Genomic DNA, 26686 nt, shown 5'->3' with positions numbered 1-26686 from the left:
GGTTCGAACCGAATGAAGAGAAGGATTGTTTTTACCGGTGGTGGTTCGGCAGGTCATGTTACTGTGAATCTTGCGCTCATCCCCCATTTTATCAAGCTGGGCTGGGAAGTCGCCTACATTGGTTCTGTGAATGGAATCGAACGTGAGCTTGTCGCCAACCGTCCAGATGTCCGCTATATTGGCATTTCTTCAGGAAAACTGCGACGTTACTTTGATTGGAAAAACATGAGTGACCCGCTGCGAGTCCTCAAAGGCATTTGGCAAGCTTTTCGCTTTCTCGGCAAATGGAAGCCGGATGTGATTTTTTCCAAAGGAGGCTTCGTTTCCGTACCGGTCGTATTTGGGGGGTGGCTAAACCGTCTTCCCGTTGTCATCCATGAATCTGATCTGACACCCGGTCTCGCAAACAAGCTGGCGGTCCCTTTTTCTAATAAAGTGTGCGTAACATTTTCGGATTCGCTTTCGAAAGTACCGAGAAACAAAGGGATTCACGTTGGCGCAGTCGTGAGAGAAGAGTTGAAGCAGGGGCGAAAAGAAGCAGGCTTGGCGTACTGCTCCTTTACCACAAAAAAGCCTGTCCTGCTTGTCATGGGAGGAAGCTTGGGAGCGCGCCGAATCAACGAAGCGGTACGTCGCACATTGGATAACTTGCTGGAGCATTTTTCCATTGTACATATTTGTGGCAAAAATCAAGTGGATGAAACGATTCAGGTAACAGGCTACAAGCAATTCGAGTATGTTCAGGAGGAGTTGCCTGATTTGCTAGCGATGGCAGATCTTGTTGTGTCTCGTGCTGGCTCCAATGCCATCTATGAGTTTTTAGCCCTCCAAAAGCCGATGCTCTTGATACCGTTGTCCCGTGAAGCAAGTCGGGGTGATCAGATTTTAAATGCACAGTCCTTTGAAAGGCAGGGCTTGTGTCATGTTCTGCTGGAAGAAGAGCTAACGGATGATCGCTTTTATCAAGCATTGAATGACTTGCAAACGAACAGGGAGTCCATCTTGCAGCGGATGCGCGAAGAGAATGAGAAGAAAACAGATGCATTGGCGCAGGTCATGGCGATTTTACAGGAGACAGCTCGCTCTAAATAGCCCATCAGAGGCTTGCCGTCCCTCGTGCCAGAAGCGTACAATGAAGGCGTTGTGAATGAGGAGGTACATAGATGGAACAGTGGCGCTATATCGTGACAGAAGCCATGTCACCCGCAATGAATATGGCAGTAGATGAAGCAATTTTGCAGTTGCACAGTGAGGGGAAGGTTCCCCCGACCGTTCGTTTTTACACGTGGGACCCAGCGACACTGTCAATTGGTTATTTCCAGAAGGCCATCAAGGAAATCAACCTGGAGGAAGTTCAAAATAGAGGATTGGGCTTTGTTCGCAGAGCGACAGGGGGGCGTGCTGTTCTCCACGATCAGGAGCTAACATACAGTGTCATCGTATCCGAAGACCATCCGAAAATGCCTTCGAGCGTGACGGAAGCCTACAAAATCATCAGCTTGGGATTGCTGCACGGATTCCAAAATCTTGGACTCTCGGCGGAAATGGTCTCCTTAGCAAGTGAAGAGGAGAAGGAAAAATACAATTCTCCAGGGTCATCGGCCTGCTTTGATTCTCCCTCCTGGTATGAACTCGTGGTAGAGGGGAAAAAAGTAGCGGGAAGCGCGCAGACCCGGCAAAAGGGTGTTATTCTTCAGCACGGCTCTATCCTACTTGATATGGATGTGGATTTGCTATTCTCACTCTTACATTTCCCGTCGGAGCGGGTAAAACAACGGATGATCGATAGCTTCCGACAAAAAGCAGTGACGATCAATGAAGTAAGCTCACGGCCAATCAGTCTCCAAGAATCGATCGAGGCGTTCTCGAAAGGTTTTGCATCTGGACTGGAAGTGGAGCTGATCCCTTCAACACTTACGGACGAAGAACTCGCTTTGGCAGAAGAACTTGTGCGTACGCGCTATGCTACAGACGAATGGAATCTGCGCCGTTAAAAAAGAGTAGCTCTCTCGGATTTATGCGTATACCGGGAGAGCTTTTTTCATTACACGAGTATGTCCAGTGAAAAAAATGTACGAAATCGAATTTACGGACAGGATGATCAAATTTTTGTAACGTGTCGTTACTCTATTTGTACTTGGAGTTCGGTTATAAAGTCTTTATGGTTGGAAGAAAAAATGACTTCGTTCATGGATTGACGAATAACAAAACGTGGAAATGGCACTTACAATGTATCGCGTTCTTGGTCCACAGACATTACATAGTCAGTAGCTGTGCCTTTCGTTGGGAGGAATGGATTTTCGATTCCAATTTTTTTCGCGACCAACAGAATATCGTTATAGTCCTTCAATGTCGAAGAGTGACAGGAACCATATAATAAACCTTTTGTTTTTGAGCGATTTTTAATACTATAAATACTATTGAATATAATTACTAAATAACGGTTGAGTTGTTATACATTACATGAGAAATGAGGGTATTCATATTCTATGACAACGATAGGTATTGATTTGGGAACCTCGAATAGTCTGGTAGCTTTTTGGTGTGATAACGGTCCCGAGCTAATACCGAATGCGTTGGGAGAATACCTTACTTCATCTGTTGTAAGCATCGATGACAATGGTGAAATTCTGGTTGGCCAAATTGCAAAAGAGCGTCTCATTACCCATCCCCATGCAACTGCAGCAGCCTTCAAACGGTATATGGGTACAGAAAAGCTGTTTAAGTTGGGGCAGTATTCATTTTCTCCTGAGGAGCTGGATACTATCATTCTCATCGGTGGTGCCACCAGAATGCCGATAATCAAGTCTACTGTTAGCAAAATGTTTGGACGCTTGCCCTACTCGCAAATCAACCCAGATGAATCGGTAGCGATTGGAGCTGCGATTCAAGTTGCACTCAAGGAGAGAAACGAAGCCTTAAAGGAGATTATTCTGACGGATGTATGCCCTTATACGCTTGGAACCGATATTGTGAAAAGAACGGCAAGCGGCTTTGAGGATGGACATTATCTGCCGATCATTGAACGTAACACGCCCATACCTGTGAGCAAAGTAAAGCGTCTGTATACAGTCAATGATGATCAGACTGCGATTCTCACCGAAATATACCAGGGGGGGAGCCGCCGTGTCGAGAACAACATCAAACTTGGGGAGCTCAAAGTAGAGGTGCCAAAAGGTCCCGCAGGCCAGGAGTCTATAGATATCCGCTATACCTATGATATTAATGGGATTTTGGAGGTGGAAGTTACCATTGTCAGTACTGGCTTGAAAAAGAACATGATTATCGAGAAAAACCCAGGAAGCCTGTCACCTGAGGAAATCGAAGCTCGTCTTAACGAATTGAGAGATATCAAAATCCATCCGCGTGACAGGGCCGAAAATAGACTGTTGCTTGCTCGGGGTGAACGGATGTATGAAGAATCCCTTGGGGACAAACGCACAGAAATTGCATATTTACTGGAAAAGTTCGAAGCTGTGTTAGCCACTCAAGATCAGCAACTGATTAAAAAGGCGACTTTAGCGTTTAAAAAGCAACTGGATCATTTGGAAGGGTGGTTCGACTACTAATGGGTGTGTGGGAAGTACTGGGGATTGAACCCACAGAAGATATTCCATCGATTAAAAAAGCCTACTCCCAAAAACTGAAGGTTCACCACCCAGAGGATGATCCGGAAGGCTATCAAAGGCTAAGAGAAGCATATGACCTTGCATTGAAGGTTGCGAAAAAGGGAGCCATCAAAGAAACTGGCCCGTCGTTAATCGATGAAAACAACATCCATATCTGGCCCAATCCTCTCAACACAGTCGAGCTAACAGTTGAAACTATAGACCGACCAGAAGAGATTGACCCAGTAGATGAATTCATGGAACAAGTTGAAGAGGTGTATTCTGATTTCTCTTCCCGTATCAGCCATGAACAATGGTCAAAGCTTTTAAATAACGATATTGTCTGGAATATAAGGCTCAAAGAAACAGTAGAAGTAACATTATTGGATTTCTTGCATGAACATCGGTTTCTCCCTAAAAGAGTTTGGGAATCCATCGAATACTGTTTTCGTTGGCGTGAACTAGCAACAGAAGATCCGGATGATCGAATGGAGCATTTCACCGAAGAGTTTTACCATTTTTATTGTAGACAATTGAATGAACCTGCTCTTCGTTATACCTTTATACAGCATGCAGCCGATTTAGACTACGATGTGTTTCTGAGCAAGCGGGAGACGGCATATCAGGCACTCAAGGAAAACAATCTTGAACTGGCAGGTCAATCGATCGATGAAGCCTATGCGATGTATTCAGATGATCCTGACTTGCTGCGGCTACAGGGTGAATACTTCCTTCGAATGGGTGAAAAGGAGTCTGCTCTTGCTGCAATGGAACACGGAATCCGTATTGATCCAGATGACATCGATTGGTATCTGATTCGATCTCGGATATGGTATGAAACCCATCAATTCGTAGAAGGAAAAGACGAATGTCTGTACATCCTCTCACGTATGCCTGCCAATATGGGTACCCTGCGTCTGTTGGGGAAATGCCTCATTCAACTTGGTGAGTTAGAGAAGGCAGAGGAGAACTACTTGAAGATATTGGAGAGTTTTCCGAATGATATTGATGCCATAACCAGCCTTGCACATATCCGTTCTGAGATGGTGGAGCGGGCCAAGCGGAGGCCCTTTTTCACCAGAAGATCAGTCATAAAGAGATTGTATAAAAAGCTTGGGAAGCCAAATTTTTTTGGCAGTGTGAAACTGTTTTGGATGCAGTTGCCCAAAGCAGGTGTCGTATTCATTCTATCCTTCATTCTTTTTCTACATGTTTTGTTATCTAATCCTTTCACTAATGATTCCGGATTAACACCTATCTCCTATCTAAAAAATAGGATTCATCCTGTAGAACTATCTTCCACTGAGGTGCTGAATCAACTGGATTATTCTGATATCGCCCAAATAAAGCTTCCCAGTGTTCATTTTCTAGGAATAACAGAGTATCATTTAAAAGCCCAAACCGGTGCTATCAGTACTCGATATAATTCTTCCTACAGTAAGCAACGTAATTGGGCTCGAAGCATTCTCCCCACAGGGTGGTTTTATGTTGCTAAGCTTGATAACTCATCAATCGTTTTATTGGTCTCAGATGCCAATCAGGCAGTGCAAATACAAAAAAGTAATTTCATTGATTCGCCAGGAACAATCGTGAAAATGCCGCAAGAGTTACCTGACTATGTATGGGAAGTTTTGCAGATTACAGACTTTGGATCCAAATACAAAGATTCCAAATTTGTTGTCGATAAACTAATTGTTGTACATAATGTTACTAATGTAGTTCCCGTTAAAGCAGTGATTTATTCCGTATTGCTACTAGTTCTCTATGCATTTTTGCTTCGACTGTTTGTCAGAACCTACAAAACGGTCCGATTCTAATAAGGAGGAACCGATGGCACCCACCGTTCTTACATATAATCAGAAGGGTCACAGATTATTTCTGCGAGCTCTTTCGTCTGTTTGCTTTAGCAAAAGTGGAGCCTACTATTATGCGTTATATCATGAAAATTTAAGTAGACGAACGTGCCTATTTCTTCTTAAGGAAAAACAGATTACAGATAAGACCGCACTAATTGATACAATAAAATGGCTCATATCGGAAGGGAAGAGGGAAGAATTCAATCGTCTCCGTCATTTCTTATTTGCTTTTTCTGAATCAGAACGAACGGCATACATTCAAGCGTTGCCCGAGGACCATCAATCGAAATCTCAGTTGATTCTTGTCGATTACTATTCGAGATGTCTACCTTCAGAGGGGATTGCTGCTCATGACTATGCTTGGTGTGTCCTTTTATCCAGAGCTGGTTTGAAACTGGGTTACTTGCAAAAGGATCAGGCAATCGAATATATGTTGAGTGCTGCTAGACTGGCACAACAAGCGTATTCCGGTTGGAGTGAATATATTGCCGGTTTTGTGGCAGGAATTGATTTTTTAATTCAGGATACGTCTTTCCAAACTGCTAAAGAAAATCGAAGTTTCTACACCAAGCTGCTCGCCTCCAGGCACAGTCCCATGCGTCAAGTTGATTGGAATGTAGCTCTCAACAGTAATAAATGATCTGACCTTCGTGAAATATCAGTCCTCAATCGTACCAAGAAGATGTAGGGCTGGCTTGATTTTGAGTAAACCAAACAAATGTTCACAACATAGAGTGGTTACCAACATGTCCTCGTCGATTAACACGAGGGCGTGTTTTTAAATAGAAGTATGGGATTATATAGGAGTATTGGAATGATATGCGACGCAAATAATTGCCCATCCGTCTTACCAGTGGTTGGATCGATACTCTAACCGGCAAAGTCATCGGGGAAGAAGCTGAACTGGCAGGGGAGGGTGTTCTTGTAAAAGGAGAAGGGAAAAGCATCAAAATAGCTTCCCGCGAACAAGGAGAAAAATGGCTGAAAACACAGTTTGGTATTGATGTTTCAGGTACGGCCTTTGAATACGATGATCACAAGGACAATCTTTTAGAAGGACTTCAGACAATCAAATCCTATCGTTGGATGAACGATTCAAATAAAGGTACGCCTGCATTTGAGCTGGTTAGCCTCACGACAGATGAACAGAGTGACCGGCTCATCGACTTCGATCTGAATTTGCCAGACCAACGAAAAACAGAGCAGAAAATCAGTGTAGAGGAAGCGAAGAAAAAAGAGATCGCAGCACTCGTACCTTATCTTGACCCTGCGTTAACGGAGCTATCGCTTATCGTAGAGACTCCTGAAGAAGATATTCCGGAGTGGGTAGACAAGAACATGCTGGATAAGGAAGAGGATAATGCGTATTCATTCACTTTCCTCGGAAAACGCAACGGGGTCGAAGTATCTGACTGACCTAGAACTGGTCTACGTGTGGGAGCAGTATGATGGTCAAAGAGCTCCCGAACCGCAGTTGGTCTATCTGCAAGAAAAGTATCCTGACATATACGCGGGTGTTGAGATCAAGTGGAATTTCACAAAATTTTTGATCGAACGGAACGGTCATGTATACGGAAGATACGAAACAACGACGGAACCATTGGAAGTAGTGCCAGTAATTAACTCACTGCTTTTAAAGTAAATGAATATTTTCGGCCATTCAATTCAACATCCCCTGCAAAGGCTAAGAAATGGCCTTTGCTAAAAAAGAAGAACTAACGAAGACGTTAGTTCATTCATAGGCCGAAACAGCAGCGGCAGTCTAAGACTTTATTTTTCACATCTTAGTCCGCGGCTGTTTCTTTTATTGCACCAGTCTTAAACTTATTTTGCGAAGACTGCCGAATATATATTTGAAAAACCCCGTTAGATCAATAACTCCAGACTAAAACGTTATTTTCATTACACGAGTACACTTGTGTTGATATGCTGTTCAAACAAGTCTTGTAGCGTAAGCACGACAGGTCCTGGTTGTCCGTTGCCGACAGCGACGCCATCTACCGAGATGAGCGGCATGATTTCCGCGGTCGTGCTTGTGAGGAAGACTTCATCTGCTTGCTTTAAGAAAGCAATGTCGAATGCTTCTTCATGGACAGTGATGCCATTGTTTCGAGCCAAATCAATGACCACTTGGCGAGTAATTCCGTGCAGGATCAGATTGTCAGCCTGATGCGTATACAACTCGCCATTTTTCACGACGAACAAATTGGAAGCGCTGCACTCTGTTATGACGCCGTTGCGGTGCAGAATCGATTCTTGGGCACCTGCATCCTTTGCGTATTGTTTGACTAGAACAGCACCTAGCAGGTTGAGTGTTTTGATATCACAACGCAGCCAGCGGATATCTTCAACGAGCTGAGCTGTCAAGCCTTTCTTCATATCGGCGACAGGGCGGTCCTTACGACGGACAAAGCCCATTATCACAGGCTGGATTCCGGAGGGAATATCGTGTACACGTGGAGCGGAGCCACGAGATACTTGCAAGTAAAGGCTAGCGTCGTCATTCTCCGTGATGTTATTCTTGGTGATCAGCTGATTCGCTAAGTCTGTCAGCTCTTCTGCGCTCCATGGAAGCTCCATTTTTATTTCTTTGGCACTTCGAAACAATCGGGTTAGATGTCCATCCCATTGATACATGCGCCCCTTATAAATGCGTACTACCTCATAGATGCCATCCCCAAAGTTATAACCGCGGTCTTCTGGATGAACTGCGACTTGCCCTTCTTCTACCCATTTCCCATCTACATAGAGCATGGTACTTCCCCCTCAATGGATTCCATTCCGTTTCTTTCAAACGGTTTTTTATTGATTCCACCTTAGCAAAAGGCAAGGACATCGGTCAATTTGAAAGTCGCCTTTTCTTTATCAATAATTTTACGGAGTAAAGCCCCTTTCTATTAAGATTTCATATGGAAGGAAGTCACGCGAAAAATCGACGTTTTGGGCAGAACAAAGCGAAAGCTGTCCAGGGATGGCGCAGGATGAAGTTATTTGACTAACTATTCTGACTAGACTCAGTTTGTCGTAAACGCCCATAATAAAGAGCAAAGAGCAAAGAGCAAAGAGCAAAGAGCAAAGAGCAAAGAGCGAAGGAAAGGGAGAATGCCATGCGATCTGTCCGTCATTACGCGCTATGTGCCCTGCTTGCCTGTGGAACGATATTGTCTATACCTTTCCTTTCCCATCGTGTTCATGCAGAGGAAGCTCAAGATTGGATCGATAGTGAACGCTTGTACAGCCATGTCGAGCAATTGGCAAGAACAGCCCGTCCACCTGCTACTGAAACGGAATTTGCGGCAGCTGTCTATGTGGAAAATACACTTCGCTCTTACGGGTACAAGACAAAGCTCGATCCTTTTTCTTATTATACGTACCGAAAGCCAACGACTCTATCCCTGACGATGGAAGAATGGCCGGGTCAAAAATGGACAATAAGTGGATTTACTTTTGGGATCAATGGAACTGCGACAGCAGAGGTGGTGGATGCAGGCTTGGGTAGGGCGGTTGATTTTGCGAATGATGCCTCCCGGGGAAAGATTGCCTTAGTCAAGAGAGGCGAGATTCCGTTCGGAGAAAAAGTACGCCAGGCAGCGGCTGCCGGAGCTGTTGGACTGATCATCTGGAATGATCGGGAGGAAGGCTGGAATGCTTCCCTGGGCGAACCCTTGGATATCGCTGTTCCTGTAATCGCTTTGTCCAAAGCGGATGGTACGAAGCTCCAAAAACGCATCATGGACAAGCGGCCCGTAAAGGGAACCGTCAAGGTAGAAGGAGCCGTAACGACCAAGCAAACCTCTTATAATATCGTGGCAAGCCGAAAGCCCAATCAAAATGACACCGGGCAGGTCGTCATGGTTTCTGCTCACCATGATTCCGCCGGGTTATCAGCTGGGGCAAATCACAATGGCTCCGGTGTAGCGGCCTTGCTTGAGATAGCTCGTAATATGGCTGACAAGCCGATTGATACGGAAGTGAGGTTCGTCAGCTTTGGCGCTGTTACTTCGGGAAGCAGAGGCCCAATTGCTTATGCGAATGCCTTATCAGCCAAAGAGCGACAAGCCATGATAGCAGCCTTCTATGTCGAGGGGGTGGGTAGCCAAAAGACAGAGCTCGTTGCAACCAATCCGCTGGGTAACGAAAATCTGCCAATCCAACTCCTAAGAGCAGCGGGGTTGTCTCCTAGTGATAAGGCTGGAACGCGTGAAGGAATCGGCGCAGCAAGCGCTTTAGCCGCCGCAGGTATTCCTACGGCACTTGTGACGAGTGCGGGGACGAGACAAGCAACAGATGACTCTATCGCACAAATGGATTGGGAACAAATTGCAAAGGCGACGAAGGCGGTCCTTTCAGCGATTCACAAAATGACAGAACAAACAACGCCAGCTTATCCGATGGGTTCTCCAAATGGGGGACAGCTGTGAGCGGAAAGTGAGGCCCTGCAGTAAACGTCTCCTTCGGGGGACGTTTTTCATTTGTGGTAAAATGAGGGAGAGAAACTATGGATAGAGGAGACCTACGTGACGATGAATCCGTTGAATATTTTGGTGGTTATCCTTGTGTTCTTGGTCGTGGTCGGAATAGTGAATTGGCTCCTATAGTGCGAAAAAAAGTGGCCAAGACTCTCTCTTGACCACAGGAGCTACGAGTAAACGATCAGGTCAATTCGGTTGCTTCCAAACGTACCAGCCCATTAAGAACATGCCGCAATAGGTCGCTGCACTGGCGATTGCAGACATACTCCAGGGAACAACGAGTGTGAGAAGAGAGAATACAAATACGGTAAGCAGCATGGCGACAATCAGCGGAAGCATTTGCAGATGTTGACGTGTCGCTATTGGATGTGACAACGAATAGAGTAGGGCGGCGATGATGACTCCGCCATGCACAAATGAGAGGATAGCGAGAAGCCAATCGCCACCTGGCATCATTTGAACTAAAATTTGTTTAATGGGCAGTACAGAAGCGTGGGAATCATGCCAGTGGGCAAGAAGAATAGCTTGACCTAACAGCGTGAACAAAAGGAAGATTCCAGCTCCGATCATTGCGCCCATCCGAACCGTTCGCTCATGGGACGCACGTACTGCCAGTGGTAAAGTCGTGGCCAAGCCGATGAGAAAATGCAAGGCTAGGAAAAATACGGCGTGAATCAGCCAGTTCACATTCAGTTGATAACCCAAGCTCGGTATTGGTACATGGGATTGTGCGCTGAAAATCAATCCGAATAATAATAAACCGCCGGATAGAGATATGGCTGTTGCAGTGACAATCCATCGCCAACGATTTAAGATAGAGAAGACGGCTGCAATGGTCAGAAGGATGAACCATAGAGGAGAGAACTCCTCCAAGAGGAAATCTGCCTGTTGGCCAAGCATGACTCCTGTATACCCCAATAGCAGAATGTGGGTGATGGCAGATAGGCTAGAAGCGAACGCTTCGCCAAACAATACGTAGTACAGCTCGTACAGGGAGCGAATTTGCTTGCGATGGCAAAAGGTCAACAGCTGGACGCCGAACCAGCCGAGGCCAAGAGCCGCAAGGGCAATGCCTATTGTCCCCCAGGAACCGAAATAAGTAAAAAAGCGTAACCATTCATATCCGCCCAAGTAGAATCCACCTAACGCAGACCCTGCAAAAAGCACGGCGATATACCAAGCGACTTTGTCCATAGGCATCATCCTCACTTGCAACTTGGTACAAGTGTATGAAGCAAACAGGCTTGTTCAGAACAGATGATATTAAATAAACATAAATGTTTACAAATTATACTTAATGGAATATAATGAGGAACATACCAGTATTTAGATTATCGATGGGGTGAAACCATGAAAATTGTAGGAATAGCCGGAAGCATGAATGCCAATTCTACGACAAAACAAGCAATTCATATTGTTCTTGAAGCCGCAAAGGCTGCAGGTGCCGATGTTGAAATGATTCATCTGGCGGACTGGAAGCTGCCGCTGTACGATGATCGTGACGATACCAGTACGTACCCTGAAATTGTCCATCGATTTGTCAAAGCGGTTTCTGAAGCAGATGGACTTGTGATCGGTTCGCCTGAATACCATGGCACAATGACAGGTGCTTTGAAAAACGCCATTGACTTCCTGGAAGGGCGCATTTTGCGTGACAAGCAGGTTGCCATCATTGGTGTCGCTGGTGGAAGCATGGGTGCTACGAATACGGTCAACACCTTGCAGTTAATCATGCGCAATTTGCATGCATGGCCGTTGCCATCTAGCCCTTCCATCCCAAGTGCTTACAATGCCTTTACTCCAGAAGGCAAGCTCAAGGATGAGCGATTGCAGGCGCGCATGGAGCAGTTGGGTCAACAGCTCGTACAATATGTCCAAATGATGAATCCAACAACAGAAAAACAGCTGCGATAGGTACTTTTCCCTTGCAAATGCTTCTCATTACGCGGTATCATATTTCTACGTGCCTTTTTTGGCAAGATGAAATAACGGTTTGGAAATGAGGGGTTCACAATGCCGCCGACGCCGAGTATGGAAGACTATTTGGAACGCATTTACAACTTAATTGAAGAAAAGGGCTATGCTCGTGTCTCCGATATTGCTGAAGCGTTGGAAGTACATCCCTCTTCGGTCACGAAAATGGTTCAGAAACTAGACAAAGACAAGTATCTCGTTTATGAAAAATACCGTGGGCTTGTCTTGACGCCAAAAGGGAAGAAAATCGGGAAACGCCTTGTGGACCGTCACGCTCTTCTAGAAGAATTTATGCGGATCATTGGCTTAGATGAAGAGCATATTTATCAGGATGTGGAAGGAATCGAGCATCACCTGAGCTGGGAATCGATTACATGTCTGGAGTATCTGGTTCAGTACTTCGAGGCAGATCCAAAGCGTATAGAAGAGCTTCGTAACATTCGTTTGTTAGATGAGCAAAAAGAGGAATAGTCTATATCGTTATCGTATTATAGCGCAAGCCGATCAGGCTTGCGTTTTTTTCTTTGTGGTAACGGAAAAGCTTTCGTCTTATACATGGAAAATGGGGAGGAATTTTAGGGAGGGGAAAACAAGGTGAAAGCGGATGCAGTCTTTGAAGGTGGCGGCGTAAAAGGAATCGCTTTTATCGGTGCCTTGCGAGTCATGGAGGAGAATGGATACACATGGGAAAGACTCGCAGGTACCTCGGCAGGCTCCATTGTTGCAGCTTTGCTCGGCGCAGGCTATTCCAGCCATGAGTTGAAACCGATCTTTGAAGAGCTGGATTACCTCCACTTTCTCAAACGCTCAGGGCTGGTCAGGCTCCCTCTCATCGGACCAATCTATGAACTAGTCGTGCGAGAAGGGATTTATCGAGCAGATCGAATCGAGTTGTTCATAGAGGAGTTGTTATTACGAAAAGGGGTGCGAACATTCGGAGATCTTCCTCCTGGTAAGCTGAAGGTTGTCGCATCTGATGTCACAAATGGAAAAATGCTTATCCTTCCCGATGATTTGGCACGGTATGGCGTAGAACCCGATCATTTCCCTGTGGCACGAGCTGTTCGTATGTCTTCCTCTATTCCGTTCTTTTTTCAGCCTGCAAAGCTGACAAGTGCTGGACATGTGCATTACATCGTCGATGGCGCATTATTGAGCAACTACCCCGTTTGGTTGTTTGATGTACCGGGGACTCCGCGGTGGCCGACGATCGGTTTTCGTCTGACTGATGATCAAGACAAGAGAGAAGCGACTAGAATCAAAGGTCTTTTTTCCTTCTCCCGGGGATTGCTGGCGACTATGCTCGATGCTCATGACCGCCTGTATGTGGAAAAGGCAAAAGCCGTTCGGACGATTTTCATCCATACATTAGGGGTGAGAACCACTCAATTTCAGCTGTCAAAAGAAATCAGGCAACAATTGTTTGAGTCAGGGGAGGCAGCGGCTCACAAATTTTTGGCACAATGGGATTTTGAAGATTACGTCAAAGTGTTTCGCAATCATTCACCGAAAATACTGGTCTAACAAAAAAACAGGTCGCCGATTCAGGCAACCTGTTTTTTAGTGGGAGATATTATTTTGCGATTTTTCGTCTGGTTTCTCTTTTTGCTTCCCTTTGCTGCCTTCGATCACACGAAACGGATGATCTTTTCTAGGAGGAGTCGACTGCTTTTTCACTGCTTGCCGAGCGATGGAGGGCTTTTGCTTCACCTTGACCTTCGGTTGTCTAGGTTTGCCTGCTCCAGCGCCTTGTGAAAAGAAGGAGCCGGTTTGTAAATAGTTGCGCACGACCAAGAAAAGGACAACGGATAATCCCAAGATGACAATCGTACTGATAGGATCATTGAAGAGGGTGACCAAAAATCCGTAAATCGCCAATACAATCACGATCAGAATCACTGGTGGAATGCGGCGTAACATAGGGCTTCACCTCTATGGGAATAAAAATGCCTCACGTTATCCGGTCGTAACCATTCTTTCCTGCACGTGCTTCTGATCAAGCTCCCGCATCTTTTGGAAGGAAGCGATGGCTACCTCGACTTGGCTGTCATCTGGTTCACGAGTTGTGATCTTTTGCAACCACAATCCTGGATAACCAAGGTAACGTAGGACGGGTACATCACGGAGCTTGTTTGTCCACTGCAAAACCTCATAAGAGACGCCGATTACCAGTGGCAAAAGAACAATGCGTTGTACGACCCTCTCCGTCAGGGAGTCATAACTAAACAGGGAGTAAATCACAACACCGACGAACACTGAAAAAATGAGAAAACTGCTCCCACAACGATAATGCAGGGCGGAAAATTTTTGCACATTGGCTACTGTTAATTCTACCCCGGATTCGAACGCGTTAATCACTTTATGCTCGGCTCCATGGTATTGAAAAAGCCTTTTAATCAACGGCGTTTGTGCAATCGCTGTAATGTAGCCGAGGAGGAGCAAAATTTTAAATCCGCCTTCAGCCAACGTTTGAGGAACGCCATCCGGTACCCATTTTCCAAGTAAAAAGTCTGCCAGGAAAACGGGAACCAGTGTAAATACGAATTTCCCGAACAGGAAGGAAAGTACTCCGACAACAGCAACACCTAAAATCATGGTGAGCTTCGATGGACTTTCGGAGGCTTCTTCTCCAGACTCCTTACTGTATTGTTCAGAGGCGAAGTTGAGATGTTTGGCCCCATTGGCGCTGGCTTCGACCAAACCAACAATCCCACGCAAAAACGGAATCTTTTTTAGCGTAGTAATCCATTTATATTCGGACCTTGGGGATTCAAAATACTCAATTTCATGATTTTTTTTGCGAACAGCTGTAACGGTCGTGGTTTTGCCACCGAACATAACACCTTCGATGACGGCCTGACCGCCGTAGCTAGGTACGTTTTGTTGCGCCAATTCAATCACCATCCTTACCACTATATTAACGGAAATGGCGACTTGAAGCTACAAGGAGTTCGTATTTTTCCAACAAATGTAAAGCGGAAGTGAAAAGCTTAGAGGAAGAGCATACTAGAGAACAGAGGTGATGGAAATGGAAATAAGCAAGACAGGACGAAGGCACAAGCAAGCACGCATATCCCATACAGAAGAAGGCAGGCAAGGGAGTAAAAGAGTGTCCTTCTCGAAGATTTTGGAGATGGCATTCTGGGGAACGATTATTTGGGGGCTCGTTCGATTGATGGCTCACTTTTTGCACATGACCCCGTACGGAGTCGGAGCATTTGCACGTCCCTTTATCGGTATCGAGGACGAAAATACGTTTGCGAGCGTGTGCCTTGGTGGTATCGTGCTGTTCGTTGAAACTTTCGTTGCTTCATTTGTATTCAGCTTGCTATTTAGCCGGATCCGTGCGTGGTGGTTGGGGCTCGTCTACGGGGCGGTCATGTTAGGGATAGCGGGTTTCTTCTTTCATATCGGAAATTGGGAGGTTGCCACCTTCAGTACGGAAGGCGCTTGGTATTTGACGTTTGGCTTGTTCATTGGGATGACAATCATGCTCGAGCAATCAGACGAGAATCATGCATGGAATGAGTACACAAGGTAGGAGGATTTCTCCGTTCCTTGTCAAAATGGATGTAACAATGTTCGAAATGTTGCTTTGGCGAATGACTACTTTGGATTCAGAGCGGCTTGTGGTAAAATGTTTCATTAATAAAAAAACTTTTATAGGGAGAGGGATGGTCGATGACTTCCGTCTTGTTATTGAACGGGCCCAACCTGAATTTATTGGGGACGAGGGAGCCGGATGTTTACGGAAGGGAAACGCTGGAGGATGTGGTGACAATCCTGACGGGTGTTATGGATGAGTTGGGCGGAAAGCTTGAGCATCTCCAATCGAATCATGAAGGTGTCCTCATCGACGCGATTCATCAAGCGAGAGGTGTCCATGACGGCATCCTGATCAATCCAGGCGCATTCACCCATTACAGCTATGCGATCCGAGACGCTTTGGCCAGTGTAGCTCTTCCGACGATTGAAGTACATATTTCCAATATTCATACACGGGAACCATTTCGCCATCACTCAGTCATCGCACCTATTACGATTGGACAAGTTGTCGGGTTGGGGATCGATGGATATGAATGGGCGTTAAGAGCGCTCGTCCGTAAAATCGAAAAAAAATAAAAGCTTTCAAAAAGGGGAAAAGGCTGCCATGAAACAACGTCTGCATAAATTGCGCGAGGCACTTACACAAGTGGGAGCAGAGGCGTTTATTACCGAAAAAACAGAGAATCGCTTCTACTTGAGCGGTTTCACCGGATCAACGGGATGGGTAATTGTCACGGAAACAGAAGCGTTTCTCGTCACTGATTTCCGCTATGTGGAACAAGCCCACGAACAAGCACCTGAATTTACAGTGATCAATAACGAAAGAAAAGCTGTGGAAGCGATGGCAAAGCTTTTGCAAGAAAAAGGGATCAAGCGCTTGGCATTCGAGAGCAGCGTGTCCTTTAGCACGTATCAGGAATGGAACAAAGGATTCAACGGAGTAGAGCTGGTGCCAACAAGCGGTCTGCTTGAAAAAATTCGCATGTTTAAAGACGAATCCGAGATGGTTATCATTCGTGAAGCGGTTCGTATCGCGGAAGCAGCATTTACGCATATTCAAGGCTACATCAAGCCAGGTGTGCGTGAATCCGATGTTGCCTTGGAATTGGAGTACTTCATGCGCAAGCAAGGTGCGACAGGCTCTGCTTTTGATATTATCGTAGCGTCAGGTGTGCGCGGCGCTCTGCCACATGGACGTGCGTCCGAGAAAGTGATTCAGGCAGGGGAAATGGTTACACTCGACTTTGGTGCTGCTTATCAGGGCTATCATTCCGATATCACACGCACATTGTCTGTGGGAGAGCCAGACCCGAAAATGCGTGAAATCTACGATATCGTTCTGCGTGCACAGCTGGCAGGTTTAGAAGCACTGAAGCCAGGTGTATCCGCAAAAGACGCTGACGCAGCAACGAGAGATCTCATCACAGCAGCAGGCTATGGGGATGCCTATGGACATAGCGCAGGTCATGGTCTCGGATTGGAAGTTCACGAGCTGCCAGGGCTGTCGACTGTGAGCACCTTCGTATTGGAGCCAGGTATGCTCGTAACGATGGAGCCAGGCATTTACGTGACAGGACTTGGTGGCGTTCGAATCGAAGACGATGTGTGGATTACAGCTGATGGCCATGAGAACCTGAACAAGTCTACGAAAGAGTTGCTCATTTTGCCTGTGTAATTTATACTTATTCTGTTATTGATTGATTTGGGAGGACTACCATGATCTCTGTAAACGATTTTCGTACCGGTTTGACAATCGAAGTGGATGGCAATATTTTTACCGTGCTAGAATTCCAACACGTAAAACCAGGTAAAGGTGCGGCATTCGTTCGCTCCAAACTGCGCAATCTGCGTAGCGGCAACACAACAGAAATGACCTTCCGCGGCGGTGAAAAAGTTAACCCTGCCCGCATCGAATCCAGCACGATGCAATACCTGTATGCGAGCGGAGACGAGTACACTTTCATGAATACTGAAACATATGAGCAAATGACGTTCACTCGCAACCAAATCGAGCGTGAGCTGCGTTTCCTCAAAGAAAACATGAACGTGCAAATCATGCAGTACAACGGAGAAACAATCGGTATTCAATTGCCGAATACGGTTGAACTCGTTGTAACTGAATGTGAGCCAGGTGTAAAAGGTGACACTGCTTCTAACGTAACAAAGAAAGCAACCTTGGAAACTGGTTTCGTAGTAAACGTTCCTCTCTTCGTAGAAGAAGGAGAGCGTCTGATCATCGATACTCGTACGGAAGCATACGTTTCCCGCGCGTAAAAGTACGGATTGCAAGAAAAAGCTGTGCCCAAATGGGTGCAGCTTTTTTTATTTGCTTCTCCTATCGATGTAGGATTGTAAAAATTATGCAATTCCACTACATTTAGTAGTACAGAGAAATAGTAATGTGGAGGGGCATGGCTTTGAGAACGGAACAAGAAATGATGAACATGCTGATTGATTTCGCTAGGAAGGATGATCGAATCCGCTTGGTAACCTTGGAAGGGTCACGCACGAACAAAAATATACCAGCTGATCCTTTCCAAGATTATGATGTTTCGTATTTTGTGACTGAGATGGCTTCTTTCAAGGAAAATGATCAATGGCTCGATGTTTTTGGGAATCGGATCATGATGCAAAAACCGGAGGATATGGAGCTTTTTCCGTCCGAGTTAGGGAATTGGTTTTCCTATCTCATGCTATTTGAGGATGGAAATAAAGTGGATCTGACGCTGATCCCGATAGACGAGACAGAGCAGTATTTTGCAGAAAGCGACGGTCTGGTTGAGATTTTGCTAGATAAAGACGAGCTTATCAAACACGAGGTGCTCCCTTCCGATCGCCAATATTGGACCCGGAAGCCAAGTGCCAGAGAGTTTGATGACTGCTGCAATGAATTTTGGATGGTATCTACTTATGTTGTCAAAGGTTTGGCGAGAAAAGAAATTCTGTTTGCGATTGACCATCTCAACGAAATTGCCCGACCAAATTTGCTCCGCATGATGGCTTGGCAAATCGGATGTGAGAAAGGATTTACCTTTAGTGTCGGGAAAAACTACAAATTTATCGATCGCTATCTTCCAAAAGAAGATTGGGAAGCGTTACTATCCAGCTATAACGAAAACGGCTACCCGCTGATGTGGGAATCGTTATTCACTTGCTATGAGCTATTTCGAAAGTACTCCAAAGCGGTGGCAGAAAATCTCGAATATCCGTATCCAGATTACGATGAAGCCATTACCAAGTACGCGGAACATATCTACCATTCATGGAAGTAATGGATGGAACCCGACCGCCTTATTCAGGGCGGTTTTCTTATGTTTTGTAGACGCTCGACCAACAAAGCTGGCGAGAAGAAAAAGCACAGAACTCGTAGACCTTGACAACGCCTACCCAGTCGGAACTTAAAAAAGGAGACCACGCTTGTCGAACACTTCTTCTTTGAAATTCTTCCGCCCGTAGGGTGGCTTTGGCTCGACGGTCCCCTTTTTTAAGTGTAGACGGCCAGTGAATCCCCCTTGCTGGCGTGTCAGAGTCGAAGAGCACTGTGCTTTTTCTTCTCCTCAACAATGTTGACTCAAACTTTTTTTTAAAAATGCATTCATTTTTGGAAAGAAAATACAAAATGATCCGTTAATCCATATGAACCTGCCAAAATGAACGCTGCGCAGCGAACTTTTTTAAAACGGGAGGACTTCCTTTGCAGGATGATTGGTTGCTTATTCAACAGGTACAAACAGGAAATCGCGATGCCTACGCGTACCTGGTCGACAAGTACAAGGATCGATTATACAGCTATCTTTATCGTATGACAGGACAACAGCAGGATGCCCAAGACCTGACGCAGGAGGCTTTCATCAAGGCGTACTGTCAGTTGGACAAATATAGGCCGACCGATGCTTTTTTGGCTTGGCTGTATCGGATTGCGTCCAATTTGTGCGTCGATGCGTGGCGCAAGAACAAGCGCTACCTTAAAACGCCATTGGAAGAAACCAGACTGATTGAAACAGATACACCCGAAAAAGCTTATTTGGAAAAGGAAAAGCAAGACGCCTTGCAACAACAAATCATGGCGCTGGGTGAGGAATACCGCATTGTGTTTCTGCTGAAATACATGGAGCAGTTGAGTTACAAGGAGATTAGCGAAATTCTGCATATCCCGATTACAACCGTGCAAATGCGCATTCATCACGCCAAGAAAAAGCTCCGGGCAAGTATGGCGCAAGAAAGGTCAGGAAGGGGTGCTATCTATGAACTGCTCCAAAACTGAACAATTGCGCAAGTATTTGGTTGGAGAATTATCCTCTGACGAAGCCAGGCTGATGGAACAACACGTGGAAACGTGCCTGTGCTGTCAGCGGCAGATGGTGGAAGAAGATGAGAGCGGTGAGGACTATTCGAGCCTGCGAGTCCCCAGTACGTTGCCAATCGACTTTACTGCTCAGGTAATGATGGCATTAGAGACCGTGCGTACTCCTACACCAAAACCAAATTGGAAAAAGAGGAGTGTAACTATTTTGAAAAAAACCGCGTTAGCCGTAGCGAGTGTTACAGCGATTATTACGTTTGGGTCCATGGTGTCACCGACTTTTGCGAGCTATGTAAACAGTGTCATTCAGTCCATCCAAGGCATAGACACCGGAATGAAGAAGGCAGCCGAAAAAGGCTATGCCCAAGCCATCAATAAGAGCGCAACCGATCAAGGAATTACATTGAATGTGAAAGAAGTAGTTGCTGATCCGGTGCGAATGGCTATCTTCGCTCAAGTCGTCGATCAAAATGGCAAGCGGATCCCGTTTGAACCGGGTAAAATCGATGTAAACCTCACGTATAAAACGAAGTCAGGTGAAGAGCTCAATCCAGATGGAGGGGGCTATAGCATCGGGGAGGAAGGCGAATATCTTGTCATTAGTCATGATATCTTCCAATTCCTAAAAGAAAGTAAGACGCAACTGGATGAAATGGTTGTTGGCGTCGACGCAACGATGCTGGATGGAAAAGAAGGCAACTGGAAGATGGAGTTTCCAGTGGATTTGAAAAAGGCGAGAGCGGCAGCAAATGAAACTACGATCGGGAAAGATTTCATGACCCCGCATGGAATTAAGGTAGCGTTGCAAAACATTAAGACTGTGCCTAGTGTTAGTTTGATTGAATTGGAGACAACGTGGACGGAAGAGCGAGTGAAGCAGGTTCAAAAAATAAAAGAAGAAAATGGTTGGGTCGTAAAGGAAAACGCACCAGATGGGTTCACGGATGCAGAGCGCGTGGAGAGATATTTCGTAGACATCGGATTGGCCTATGAGATCTTGGATGAAAAAGGAAAAGTGGTAGCGGGATGGGATGATGCCCTTGCCGGGGATGAAATCAATCAAATTCGCAAAAACACGGTATCTCCCGGTTACCGAGGACAGCTGCATGACGAGGGGAAACGATATACGAAGCTGAATGGCATCGCGCCTTTGGCTGACGACCAAACGTATACTTTCAGGCTGCACTCCCTGTACCTGTTTGAGCCGGCGAAGTTTCAAGCAAGCATACCTGTTGAGAAGCTGGGCAAGGAAAAGGTAACCGTAATGAGTCATGACAGCACGTACACCTTTTCAGGCGTTACGTTGAAAACGACGGAGGGCGAGGAAAAAATAGGGGAACATACGTACAAGGGGAAAGGTGCGATTATCCCGTACACGGCTGTTCTTCCAGAGGGCGTCATCAGGGCAATTGAATGGAATGCGCAAGGTGATGCCAAGCAAGATTACAAATTGCTCGTCAGACAATCATTCAAGAGAGACAAGGACGGGCGTGTACATGTCAGCGGTACGTTCTTTATCCGTGACATAGAAAAGCTGCCGAAAACTCTGAATCTGGAGCATTTGATGCAATTGCGTCAGTATCAGGGAATGAATTGGGAAGTCCCATTCCAAACGACTGGCAAACGCTAAATCAAAACGAAAACAAATCCCCCTCCTATACCAAAAAGAGGGGGATTTCACATGTTATCTGCTTCCAAACCACTCCCACAGCTTCAACACAAACGCTGTAATCCCGGCAGCCATCAAAGGTCCGACGGGAATGCCTCGGAAAAACACAATACCGATGATCGACCCAATCACCAGCCCGACAACCATTTGCGGTTCAGACCTCAAGAGGTCAAGTCCTTTCCCATTCATCCAGGTGGCAATCGCTCCACCAGCTAGTGCTGTCAGTCCGACTACCGTCGTGAATAGTGGGGTGACGTCCTTCCACGATATTTTTTCGCTGGCGAATGGAACCAGTACGGAAATCGTCAAGAAAAGCAGGCCTAGCTCCAGCCCACGGCGTTCCACCGTCGGGAAAAAACGCTCCAGTGCCGTTAGCTTCAACACCAACAATATACTTGCGGCAGTCGCAATAATCGGTGATCGCCCAATAAGACCGATAACGATTAGGATGACCAGCATTACTTCTCCAGACATCATTGGCATCAAAACCCCTGTCCCTGTTCTCTTTTCACATTATGAGACAAGGTGTGGGAGTATGCGTTTCTCCTTGATGTAGGGAACGATTTGATACTGATCCACTTGAGCACAGTACCGTATGTCGCTTGCGAGATGGTGCTGGATGAGCCTTTTTCCTGTTGTCGTGTGGGGTAACAGCTCGCTCAGTTTTCCCGCGTAATAAAGGTAGCTCGTCTTTAGCACTTCACCCAGATCACAGATTTGGATGCTCGGTAACGATTGTTGTGCCTGTGCAATCATCAAGCCGGCAGCCAGACCGTCTTCCAGAGCGAATTCCGACCGGGTACCTGCACAGTACAGGGTTATGTCGAGATGATAAGAAAGAGCGTGCCGAATGCATGCAGTGGCATTCAAGAAGCAGCCGATCAAGAGAGCAGTGGCACGTTCTGCTTTTTGGATCGCACGAGTCCCGTTCGTCGTGGTGAGAATAAGCTGGCTCCCCGTTTTCCCCAAACCTGCGATTTCGGTTGGTGAGTTATTGCAGTCGAATTCGGGGATTTTCTTACAGTGGCGTTCCCCGGCCAAAATACAGTCGTTAGTGCGTAGGGAGTTTGCTTGCCCAATGGTTTCGACCGGGATGACGCTACGAAATCCATTACCTAATGCGGTGACAATCGTACTGGAGGCACGAAGCACATCGATGACGATGACTACATGATTGCTGATCTGTTCAAAACGAATTTCTTCCACGGTCGGCACCACCTCTATTCGCACGGAAAACACCTCCCTCTATCCATGATTAGGGCTGTATCGCCGCGCAATCCGCGCCGTAGCGTCTCCAAAGAGAATACATCCGTATAGGCAATATTTCCGAGGTTCACGTCGCTGCCAATGGCCTTGATGAAGCAGACCTGTTGATCCTTTTGTGGTGCTTCCCAGATTAGACGGGAGGCCTTTTCTTTGGCCGCTGCAACAATGTCTAAAACGAAGGAATCGTCAATCTTGCCATCCCCGTCACACACGCCGACGGTACCACTTTCTCTCGCTTCTACAATCACGTGACTGGCACCATTGTGCAGGTCAAAGCTAAGCGTCTCCAGCAATTCCTCTCGACAAGTGCGATAGTCGGCAGCTTTTTTTCCGACCTCTGTGTAGACCACTAGATCATTGTCTAACGCGTAATTGATGGCTTCCTGTCGCTGTGCAAAGGATAGAGGGAACGTTCCATCGGATATTTCCACCGCAGAAAAACCGAGAGAGCGAATCAGCTTCATATAATCTGCAATTGAATTGTGGCGAATGGCGATTTCAAAAAAAGTTCCTCCTGGCATGATGTGTACACCAAATTGTTTTGCAAGGGTCAGTTTTTGGTTGAGTATCTCGAGGGGGTACAGAGCAAGGGTGCCAAAACCGAGTTTGTATAGATCGATATAGGGAGCAGCCAGCGCGAACAAGTCGGAATATGCAGTAAGTCCAAGGCCTTTGTCAATCACCATGGTTAAGCCCTTCACACGGGGCTTCTCTCGTATTTGCCCGGACGGGTTTGCCCAGCTATCAGGTAAAAACGATTGATCACACTCTACCATCGGCAAGTTCCTCATTTCTTCTAGGCGTATGGTTCAGTGTATGCCCAGTGAAGGGGAGGAGTGAGGGCAAAAGCCTATAGGGATGATTCAAAAAGTGCTGAAATGATGTGGTACAGGCATAGAGTGAAAGGAGGGGAGGACGAGTCGGGATGTTGGAAAAAGCGATTATGGGTATGGCAGCACTTAGGGTCTTTTCAGGCAGTATCGAGATCATTGCAGCTTTGCTCATTTTAAAAGTGAACCAGGTCGAAAAAGCTCTGCTCATTAATTCAGGGCTTGCGATTGTTGGGCCAATTATCTTGATCACCACAACGACAATCGGTTTGTTAGGCATGTCGGATCGGGTTAGCTTCGCCAAAATAGCCTGGATTCTGGTGGGGATCTCGTGCATCTTGATTGGCGTCCGCAAATAATTACCCATATCCTTCCATTCGTAAATGGCATCACGATGGGGAACGATAAGTGGGAGAGATTGGATGGGAGGGAATGTGGATGCCAGAATCATTGGCGAATCGAATCGCATACTTGCAAGGGTTGGCAGATGGATTGGAAGTGGGGGAGAAAAGCCCCGAAGGAAAAATTATGGTAGAGATGATTGAGATTCTAAATGAGGTGCAGGGTGAGCTACGAGAGCTTCACGCGCGAGTGGAAGAGGCGGAGGATTATGTGGAGGCCTTGGATGAAGACTTAGAGGACATTGAGCTGTATCTTTTTGATGATGATGATGACTTGTATGAAACCGTTGTCGATTGTGAGGATGATGACGACGAGTACGCGACTTTCTACGATTTGGATGATGATGAAGACGCACAACAATACGAAGCACAAGTAGATCCCCATCTCGATACGACTTACGAGTTTGCATGCCCTAGCTGCCAGAAAGAAATCTATCTGCACGAAGGCAAAGATGAGGAAGGTTTCAGACACTATGTAATAGAGCCGGTGGATAACAAGAAATCGGATAATCGATGATTCCAATAGGAAAAGCTTGCACTCGTCTTTCTAGCACGAGAGCAAGCTATTTTTTTTGCATAAATCTCGTCCACCTCTGCATAGGATGGAGGTAAGTCAAAGTGGACAAAGGCAGAAGGCTGCAAAAAGGAGGGTACCTGATGAATGAGATCTTGACGATATTGCCAGCAACTTTACGAACGATTTTGACGGCCCTTCCTATCGCGGTAAGAGAGAATCTGGAAGAGATTCGGCTTCGGCAAAACCAGCCGCTAGAAGTCCGGTTTGGCCAACAATCCAGCTATGTGACATCGTCGGGGCAAATCACCTCGATACCCGCACAAGGATGGCTATTTTCAGCAGAAGAGGCAGCAAAACTCTTAAACCAGGTCAGCCAGCATTCTCTTTATGCCTTGGAAGAAGAGTTGAAAAGGGGTTACATCACGGTAGTTGGCGGTCATCGCATTGGCATTGCGGGGAAAGTGGTGCTGGACAAAGGAGAAGTGAAGGGAATCAGAGATGTGACCAGCTTCAACATCCGGATTGCCCGCGAGAAAAAGGGCGCGGCCAAAAAGGTCATGTCGTATTTGTTTGAGGATGGCAAATTGCAAAACACGCTGCTCATCTCCCCACCCCAATGCGGGAAGACAACCTTGTTGCGTGATATCGCACGAACCATCAGCTACGGGAGCGAGTGGTCTTCAAGTCGCAAGGTAGGAATTGTGGACGAGCGTTCTGAGTTGGCGGGATGCTTGCAAGGAGTTCCTCAACGAGATGTCGGTCCGCGAACGGATGTGCTGGACGCTTGTCCAAAAGCTGTCGGGATGATGATGCTGATTCGCTCCATGTCTCCTGATGTTCTGATTGTGGACGAGGTAGGAAGAGCGGAGGATGGCGACGCAGTCTGGGAAGCGATTCATGCTGGTGTAGCCGTCATTTGCTCTGCGCATGGAGCGAGCGTCAAGGAAGTTGCCGAACGCCCTATGTTAGGCAAGCTGATTCGATATGGTGCCTTTTCCCGCTATATCGTACTCAGCCGCGCAAAAGGTGTCGGAACGATCCAGGCCATCTACGATCAAAGCATGAACCTGGTTGAAAGGGAGAAGGCTGCATGGTCAAGCTGATGGGAGCCGTACTCATCCTGTTTTCGGCGTCGATGGTTGGTTGGCAGATCGGCAAGTATTACGCGAATCGTCCCGTTCAGCTTCGGGCTCTGCTCGTTGCTCTACAAATGCTCGAAACGGAAATCGTGTTCGGGATGACGCCATTACAGCGAGCGTTTGTGAAGGTCGGTCATCGCGTTTCCGAAGAGGTAGGGAAAGTATTTCTTCTGGCCGCGGAATTCCTACAGACAGAAAAGGCGCATTCGGCTGAGGAAGCCTTGCAACAAGCAATGAATAGACTCTGGACCCAAACCGCCTTGCGCAGACAAGAGCGAGAGGTGCTTGAGAGTCTAGGTCAGGTACTCGGATCATCCGATCGGGAAGACCAGCAAAAGCATTTGCGCCTAGCTGTCACCCACCTGCGAGGGCTGGAAGAGGAGGCTCGTGCGGAACAGGAAAAGTACGAAAAAATGTACAAGAGTTTGGGCTTTTTAGGTGGACTCTTGGTCGTCATCCTGATGTTCTAAAGGCGAGGTGTTCACAGTGGATTTTGATTTGACACCTGTTTTCCAGATAGGAGCAGTAGGTTTCATTACAGCCATCCTGCATACAGTCCTGAAGCAGGCGGGCAAGGAAGATATTGCGCATTGGGCAACTCTGGTCGGATTCATCATTGTCCTGTACATGGTGTCCCATTACATCGGTGACTTGTTCTCCGAGGTAAAACGCGTCTTCCTGTTCAACTGAGGAGGGGCTCCAGATGGAGATTGTACAAATTGTCGGACTAGGACTGGTGGCTACGATTCTCGCGCTAGTCATTAAGGAACAGAAGCCGATGTTCGCCTTTTTGCTGGCGATCGCGAGCGGGGTCATCATCTTTTACTTTCTCGTCGGAAAAATAGCAGAGGTTATTCGGATTTTGGAAAGACTGGCGGTTCAAGCAGATTTGAACCTTGTGTTTCTGGAAACGATTCTAAAAATCATCGGAATTGCCTACATCGCTGAATTCGGTGCACAGATGACCCGAGATGCTGGACAAGGTGCGATTGCTTCGAAAATCGAGCTCGCTGGAAAAGTCCTCATCCTGGTTATGGCTGTACCGATCATCCAAATCATTATCGAAACAGTGATCGACTTGTTGCCGGCATAAGGGAGGTGGGAT

30 protein-coding genes and 2 pseudogenes are annotated in these 26686 nt (G+C 46.5%); 25 read left to right on the top strand and 7 right to left on the bottom strand.

Annotated features, from left to right (window positions below; translation table 11 throughout):
* The first annotated feature begins 12 nt into the window (after window positions 1-12).
* From HP570_RS13645 to HP570_RS29630, 8 genes and pseudogenes are all read left to right on the top strand, one after another.
* On the top strand, window positions 13-1092 hold the full coding sequence (locus HP570_RS13645; protein ID WP_173626050.1) for an undecaprenyldiphospho-muramoylpentapeptide beta-N-acetylglucosaminyltransferase: 1080 nt from the start codon (window positions 13-15) through the stop codon (window positions 1090-1092).
* A 71-nt stretch (window positions 1093-1163) separates the two neighbouring features.
* The gene (locus tag HP570_RS13640; RefSeq protein ID WP_016739882.1) at window positions 1164-1994 is read left to right on the top strand and encodes a lipoate--protein ligase family protein; all 831 of its coding nucleotides are present in this window, start codon (window positions 1164-1166) and stop codon (window positions 1992-1994) included.
* Window positions 1995-2489: 495 nt separating this feature from the next.
* Window positions 2490-2699 (top strand): annotated as a pseudogene (locus HP570_RS30115) (Hsp70 family protein); the annotation flags it as partial.
* A gap of 39 nt (window positions 2700-2738) precedes the next feature.
* A pseudogene (locus HP570_RS13635) lies at window positions 2739-3569 on the top strand (Hsp70 family protein); the annotation flags it as partial.
* Entirely contained in the window at window positions 3569-5425 is a 1857-nt protein-coding gene (locus HP570_RS13630; protein WP_173626048.1) for a J domain-containing protein, read from the top strand. The pseudogene HP570_RS13635 and the gene HP570_RS13630, both read left to right, overlap by 1 nt.
* Window positions 5426-5438: 13 nt before the next feature.
* Window positions 5439-6104, top strand: a complete 666-nt coding sequence (locus HP570_RS13625; protein WP_173626047.1) for a DUF1266 domain-containing protein — start codon at window positions 5439-5441, stop codon at window positions 6102-6104.
* Between the two features lie 194 nt (window positions 6105-6298).
* The gene (locus HP570_RS13620; protein WP_173625721.1) at window positions 6299-6880 is read left to right on the top strand and encodes a hypothetical protein; all 582 of its coding nucleotides are present in this window, start codon (window positions 6299-6301) and stop codon (window positions 6878-6880) included.
* Window positions 6825-7106, top strand: a complete 282-nt coding sequence (locus HP570_RS29630) for a thioredoxin domain-containing protein (protein WP_254495260.1) — start codon at window positions 6825-6827, stop codon at window positions 7104-7106. The genes HP570_RS13620 and HP570_RS29630 overlap by 56 nt, the downstream gene beginning before the upstream one ends.
* 260 nt (window positions 7107-7366) lie before the next feature.
* Here HP570_RS29630 and dat read toward each other — a convergent pair whose 3' ends face one another.
* The gene (dat, locus tag HP570_RS13610; protein ID WP_012686000.1) at window positions 7367-8218 is read right to left on the bottom strand and encodes a D-amino-acid transaminase; all 852 of its coding nucleotides are present in this window, start codon (window positions 8216-8218) and stop codon (window positions 7367-7369) included.
* 353 nt (window positions 8219-8571) lie between these two features.
* On the opposite strand from dat, the gene HP570_RS13605 reads away from it, so the two are divergent.
* Window positions 8572-9885, top strand: coding sequence for a M28 family peptidase (locus tag HP570_RS13605; protein WP_173626046.1), 1314 nt, complete (start codon window positions 8572-8574; stop codon window positions 9883-9885).
* Between the two features lie 237 nt (window positions 9886-10122).
* On the opposite strand, the gene HP570_RS13600 is transcribed toward HP570_RS13605, so the two are convergent.
* On the bottom strand, window positions 10123-11130 hold the full coding sequence (locus HP570_RS13600) for a hypothetical protein (protein ID WP_173626045.1): 1008 nt from the start codon (window positions 11128-11130) through the stop codon (window positions 10123-10125).
* Between the two features lie 156 nt (window positions 11131-11286).
* Here HP570_RS13600 and HP570_RS13595 point away from each other — a divergent pair, with 156 nt between their 5' ends.
* From HP570_RS13595 to HP570_RS13585, 3 genes are all read left to right on the top strand, one after another.
* On the top strand, window positions 11287-11850 hold the full coding sequence (locus HP570_RS13595) for an NADPH-dependent FMN reductase (protein ID WP_064199875.1): 564 nt from the start codon (window positions 11287-11289) through the stop codon (window positions 11848-11850).
* A gap of 99 nt (window positions 11851-11949) precedes the next feature.
* Window positions 11950-12381, top strand: coding sequence for a transcriptional regulator MntR (gene mntR / locus HP570_RS13590; RefSeq protein ID WP_012686004.1), 432 nt, complete (start codon window positions 11950-11952; stop codon window positions 12379-12381).
* A gap of 123 nt (window positions 12382-12504) precedes the next feature.
* Entirely contained in the window at window positions 12505-13434 is a 930-nt protein-coding gene (locus HP570_RS13585) for a patatin-like phospholipase family protein (protein ID WP_012686005.1), read from the top strand.
* 36 nt (window positions 13435-13470) lie between these two features.
* Here HP570_RS13585 and HP570_RS13580 read toward each other — a convergent pair whose 3' ends face one another.
* Window positions 13471-13830, bottom strand: a complete 360-nt coding sequence (locus tag HP570_RS13580) for an ABC transporter C family protein (protein WP_012686006.1) — start codon at window positions 13828-13830, stop codon at window positions 13471-13473.
* A gap of 36 nt (window positions 13831-13866) precedes the next feature.
* A complete protein-coding gene (locus HP570_RS13575) occupies window positions 13867-14814 on the bottom strand; it encodes a DUF1385 domain-containing protein (RefSeq protein ID WP_050763827.1) in 948 nt (315 codons plus the stop codon).
* A gap of 124 nt (window positions 14815-14938) precedes the next feature.
* On the opposite strand from HP570_RS13575, the gene HP570_RS13570 reads away from it, so the two are divergent.
* The 7 genes from HP570_RS13570 (at window position 14939) to HP570_RS13540 (ending at window position 21389) form a co-directional block, all read left to right on the top strand.
* Entirely contained in the window at window positions 14939-15451 is a 513-nt protein-coding gene (locus HP570_RS13570; protein ID WP_173626044.1) for a YqhR family membrane protein, read from the top strand.
* Window positions 15452-15591: 140 nt separating this feature from the next.
* A complete protein-coding gene (gene aroQ, locus HP570_RS13565) occupies window positions 15592-16032 on the top strand; it encodes a type II 3-dehydroquinate dehydratase (RefSeq protein WP_012686009.1) in 441 nt (146 codons plus the stop codon).
* Between the two features lie 28 nt (window positions 16033-16060).
* Entirely contained in the window at window positions 16061-17131 is a 1071-nt protein-coding gene (locus tag HP570_RS13560; protein ID WP_012686010.1) for a M24 family metallopeptidase, read from the top strand.
* Between the two features lie 41 nt (window positions 17132-17172).
* Window positions 17173-17730, top strand: coding sequence for an elongation factor P (efp, locus tag HP570_RS13555; RefSeq protein WP_012686011.1), 558 nt, complete (start codon window positions 17173-17175; stop codon window positions 17728-17730).
* A 143-nt stretch (window positions 17731-17873) separates the two neighbouring features.
* Complete coding sequence (gene ant(6) / locus HP570_RS13550; protein WP_173626043.1) at window positions 17874-18728, top strand: aminoglycoside 6-adenylyltransferase; 855 nt, start codon at window positions 17874-17876, stop codon at window positions 18726-18728.
* A gap of 422 nt (window positions 18729-19150) precedes the next feature.
* Entirely contained in the window at window positions 19151-19720 is a 570-nt protein-coding gene (locus HP570_RS13545) for an RNA polymerase sigma factor (RefSeq protein ID WP_173621546.1), read from the top strand.
* The gene (locus HP570_RS13540; protein ID WP_173626042.1) at window positions 19701-21389 is read left to right on the top strand and encodes a DUF4179 domain-containing protein; all 1689 of its coding nucleotides are present in this window, start codon (window positions 19701-19703) and stop codon (window positions 21387-21389) included. Before HP570_RS13545 ends, HP570_RS13540 begins: the two co-directional genes overlap by 20 nt.
* A 54-nt stretch (window positions 21390-21443) precedes the next feature.
* Here HP570_RS13540 and HP570_RS13535 read toward each other — a convergent pair whose 3' ends face one another.
* The 3 genes from HP570_RS13535 to comA are packed head-to-tail and all read right to left on the bottom strand — an operon-like array spanning window position 21444 to window position 23470.
* A complete protein-coding gene (locus tag HP570_RS13535; RefSeq protein WP_048035783.1) occupies window positions 21444-21905 on the bottom strand; it encodes a DUF441 domain-containing protein in 462 nt (153 codons plus the stop codon).
* 36 nt (window positions 21906-21941) lie between these two features.
* Window positions 21942-22658, bottom strand: coding sequence for a 2-phosphosulfolactate phosphatase (locus tag HP570_RS13530; protein WP_173626041.1), 717 nt, complete (start codon window positions 22656-22658; stop codon window positions 21942-21944).
* Window positions 22649-23470, bottom strand: coding sequence for a phosphosulfolactate synthase (gene comA, locus HP570_RS13525; RefSeq protein WP_064199883.1), 822 nt, complete (start codon window positions 23468-23470; stop codon window positions 22649-22651). The genes HP570_RS13530 and comA overlap by 10 nt, the downstream gene beginning before the upstream one ends.
* Before the next feature lie 149 nt (window positions 23471-23619).
* On the opposite strand from comA, the gene HP570_RS13520 reads away from it, so the two are divergent.
* From HP570_RS13520 to spoIIIAD, 6 genes are all read left to right on the top strand, one after another.
* Entirely contained in the window at window positions 23620-23883 is a 264-nt protein-coding gene (locus HP570_RS13520; protein WP_007725730.1) for a YqhV family protein, read from the top strand.
* A gap of 79 nt (window positions 23884-23962) precedes the next feature.
* A complete protein-coding gene (locus HP570_RS13515; RefSeq protein ID WP_173626040.1) occupies window positions 23963-24442 on the top strand; it encodes a CD1247 N-terminal domain-containing protein in 480 nt (159 codons plus the stop codon).
* Window positions 24443-24582: 140 nt separating this feature from the next.
* Window positions 24583-25545, top strand: coding sequence for a stage III sporulation protein AA (gene spoIIIAA, locus HP570_RS13510; protein WP_087343770.1), 963 nt, complete (start codon window positions 24583-24585; stop codon window positions 25543-25545).
* Entirely contained in the window at window positions 25533-26051 is a 519-nt protein-coding gene (gene spoIIIAB / locus HP570_RS13505) for a stage III sporulation protein SpoIIIAB (RefSeq protein ID WP_012686020.1), read from the top strand. The genes spoIIIAA and spoIIIAB overlap by 13 nt, the downstream gene beginning before the upstream one ends.
* Before the next feature lie 16 nt (window positions 26052-26067).
* Window positions 26068-26271 (top strand): stage III sporulation protein AC, encoded by a 204-nt coding sequence (gene spoIIIAC / locus HP570_RS13500; RefSeq protein ID WP_007725726.1) that lies wholly within the window; start codon window positions 26068-26070, stop codon window positions 26269-26271.
* A gap of 13 nt (window positions 26272-26284) precedes the next feature.
* Window positions 26285-26674, top strand: coding sequence for a stage III sporulation protein AD (gene spoIIIAD / locus HP570_RS13495; RefSeq protein WP_005827266.1), 390 nt, complete (start codon window positions 26285-26287; stop codon window positions 26672-26674).
* Window positions 26675-26686: the final 12 nt, after the last annotated feature.

Source organism: Brevibacillus sp. RS1.1 (assembly GCF_013284365.1).
Taxonomy (GTDB): domain Bacteria; phylum Bacillota; class Bacilli; order Brevibacillales; family Brevibacillaceae; genus Brevibacillus; species Brevibacillus brevis_D.
This window is presented reverse-complemented; position numbering and strand designations above follow the sequence as displayed.

Coding starts and splice junctions, on each gene's coding strand:
- HP570_RS13595 (WP_064199875.1), top strand. CDS start 11,287: ATGAAAATTGTAGGAATAGCCGGAAGCATGAATGCCAATTCTACGACA.
- HP570_RS13625 (WP_173626047.1), top strand. CDS start 5,439: ATGGCACCCACCGTTCTTACATATAATCAGAAGGGTCACAGATTATTT.
- HP570_RS13630 (WP_173626048.1), top strand. CDS start 3,569: ATGGGTGTGTGGGAAGTACTGGGGATTGAACCCACAGAAGATATTCCA.
- aroQ (WP_012686009.1), top strand. CDS start 15,592: ATGACTTCCGTCTTGTTATTGAACGGGCCCAACCTGAATTTATTGGGG.
- HP570_RS29630 (WP_254495260.1), top strand. CDS start 6,825: ATGCGTATTCATTCACTTTCCTCGGAAAACGCAACGGGGTCGAAGTAT.
- efp (WP_012686011.1), top strand. CDS start 17,173: ATGATCTCTGTAAACGATTTTCGTACCGGTTTGACAATCGAAGTGGAT.
- HP570_RS13645 (WP_173626050.1), top strand. CDS start 13: ATGAAGAGAAGGATTGTTTTTACCGGTGGTGGTTCGGCAGGTCATGTT.
- dat (WP_012686000.1), bottom strand. CDS start 8,218: ATGCTCTATGTAGATGGGAAATGGGTAGAAGAAGGGCAAGTCGCAGTT.
- HP570_RS13535 (WP_048035783.1), bottom strand. CDS start 21,905: ATGATGTCTGGAGAAGTAATGCTGGTCATCCTAATCGTTATCGGTCTT.
- comA (WP_064199883.1), bottom strand. CDS start 23,470: ATGGTAGAGTGTGATCAATCGTTTTTACCTGATAGCTGGGCAAACCCG.
- spoIIIAA (WP_087343770.1), top strand. CDS start 24,583: ATGAATGAGATCTTGACGATATTGCCAGCAACTTTACGAACGATTTTG.
- HP570_RS13540 (WP_173626042.1), top strand. CDS start 19,701: ATGAACTGCTCCAAAACTGAACAATTGCGCAAGTATTTGGTTGGAGAA.
- HP570_RS13640 (WP_016739882.1), top strand. CDS start 1,164: ATGGAACAGTGGCGCTATATCGTGACAGAAGCCATGTCACCCGCAATG.
- HP570_RS13520 (WP_007725730.1), top strand. CDS start 23,620: ATGTTGGAAAAAGCGATTATGGGTATGGCAGCACTTAGGGTCTTTTCA.
- HP570_RS13515 (WP_173626040.1), top strand. CDS start 23,963: ATGCCAGAATCATTGGCGAATCGAATCGCATACTTGCAAGGGTTGGCA.
- HP570_RS13600 (WP_173626045.1), bottom strand. CDS start 11,130: ATGGACAAAGTCGCTTGGTATATCGCCGTGCTTTTTGCAGGGTCTGCG.
- spoIIIAB (WP_012686020.1), top strand. CDS start 25,533: ATGGTCAAGCTGATGGGAGCCGTACTCATCCTGTTTTCGGCGTCGATG.
- HP570_RS13575 (WP_050763827.1), bottom strand. CDS start 14,814: ATGGTGATTGAATTGGCGCAACAAAACGTACCTAGCTACGGCGGTCAG.
- HP570_RS13580 (WP_012686006.1), bottom strand. CDS start 13,830: ATGTTACGCCGCATTCCACCAGTGATTCTGATCGTGATTGTATTGGCG.
- HP570_RS13605 (WP_173626046.1), top strand. CDS start 8,572: ATGCGATCTGTCCGTCATTACGCGCTATGTGCCCTGCTTGCCTGTGGA.
- mntR (WP_012686004.1), top strand. CDS start 11,950: ATGCCGCCGACGCCGAGTATGGAAGACTATTTGGAACGCATTTACAAC.
- HP570_RS13570 (WP_173626044.1), top strand. CDS start 14,939: ATGGAAATAAGCAAGACAGGACGAAGGCACAAGCAAGCACGCATATCC.
- HP570_RS13560 (WP_012686010.1), top strand. CDS start 16,061: ATGAAACAACGTCTGCATAAATTGCGCGAGGCACTTACACAAGTGGGA.
- spoIIIAD (WP_005827266.1), top strand. CDS start 26,285: ATGGAGATTGTACAAATTGTCGGACTAGGACTGGTGGCTACGATTCTC.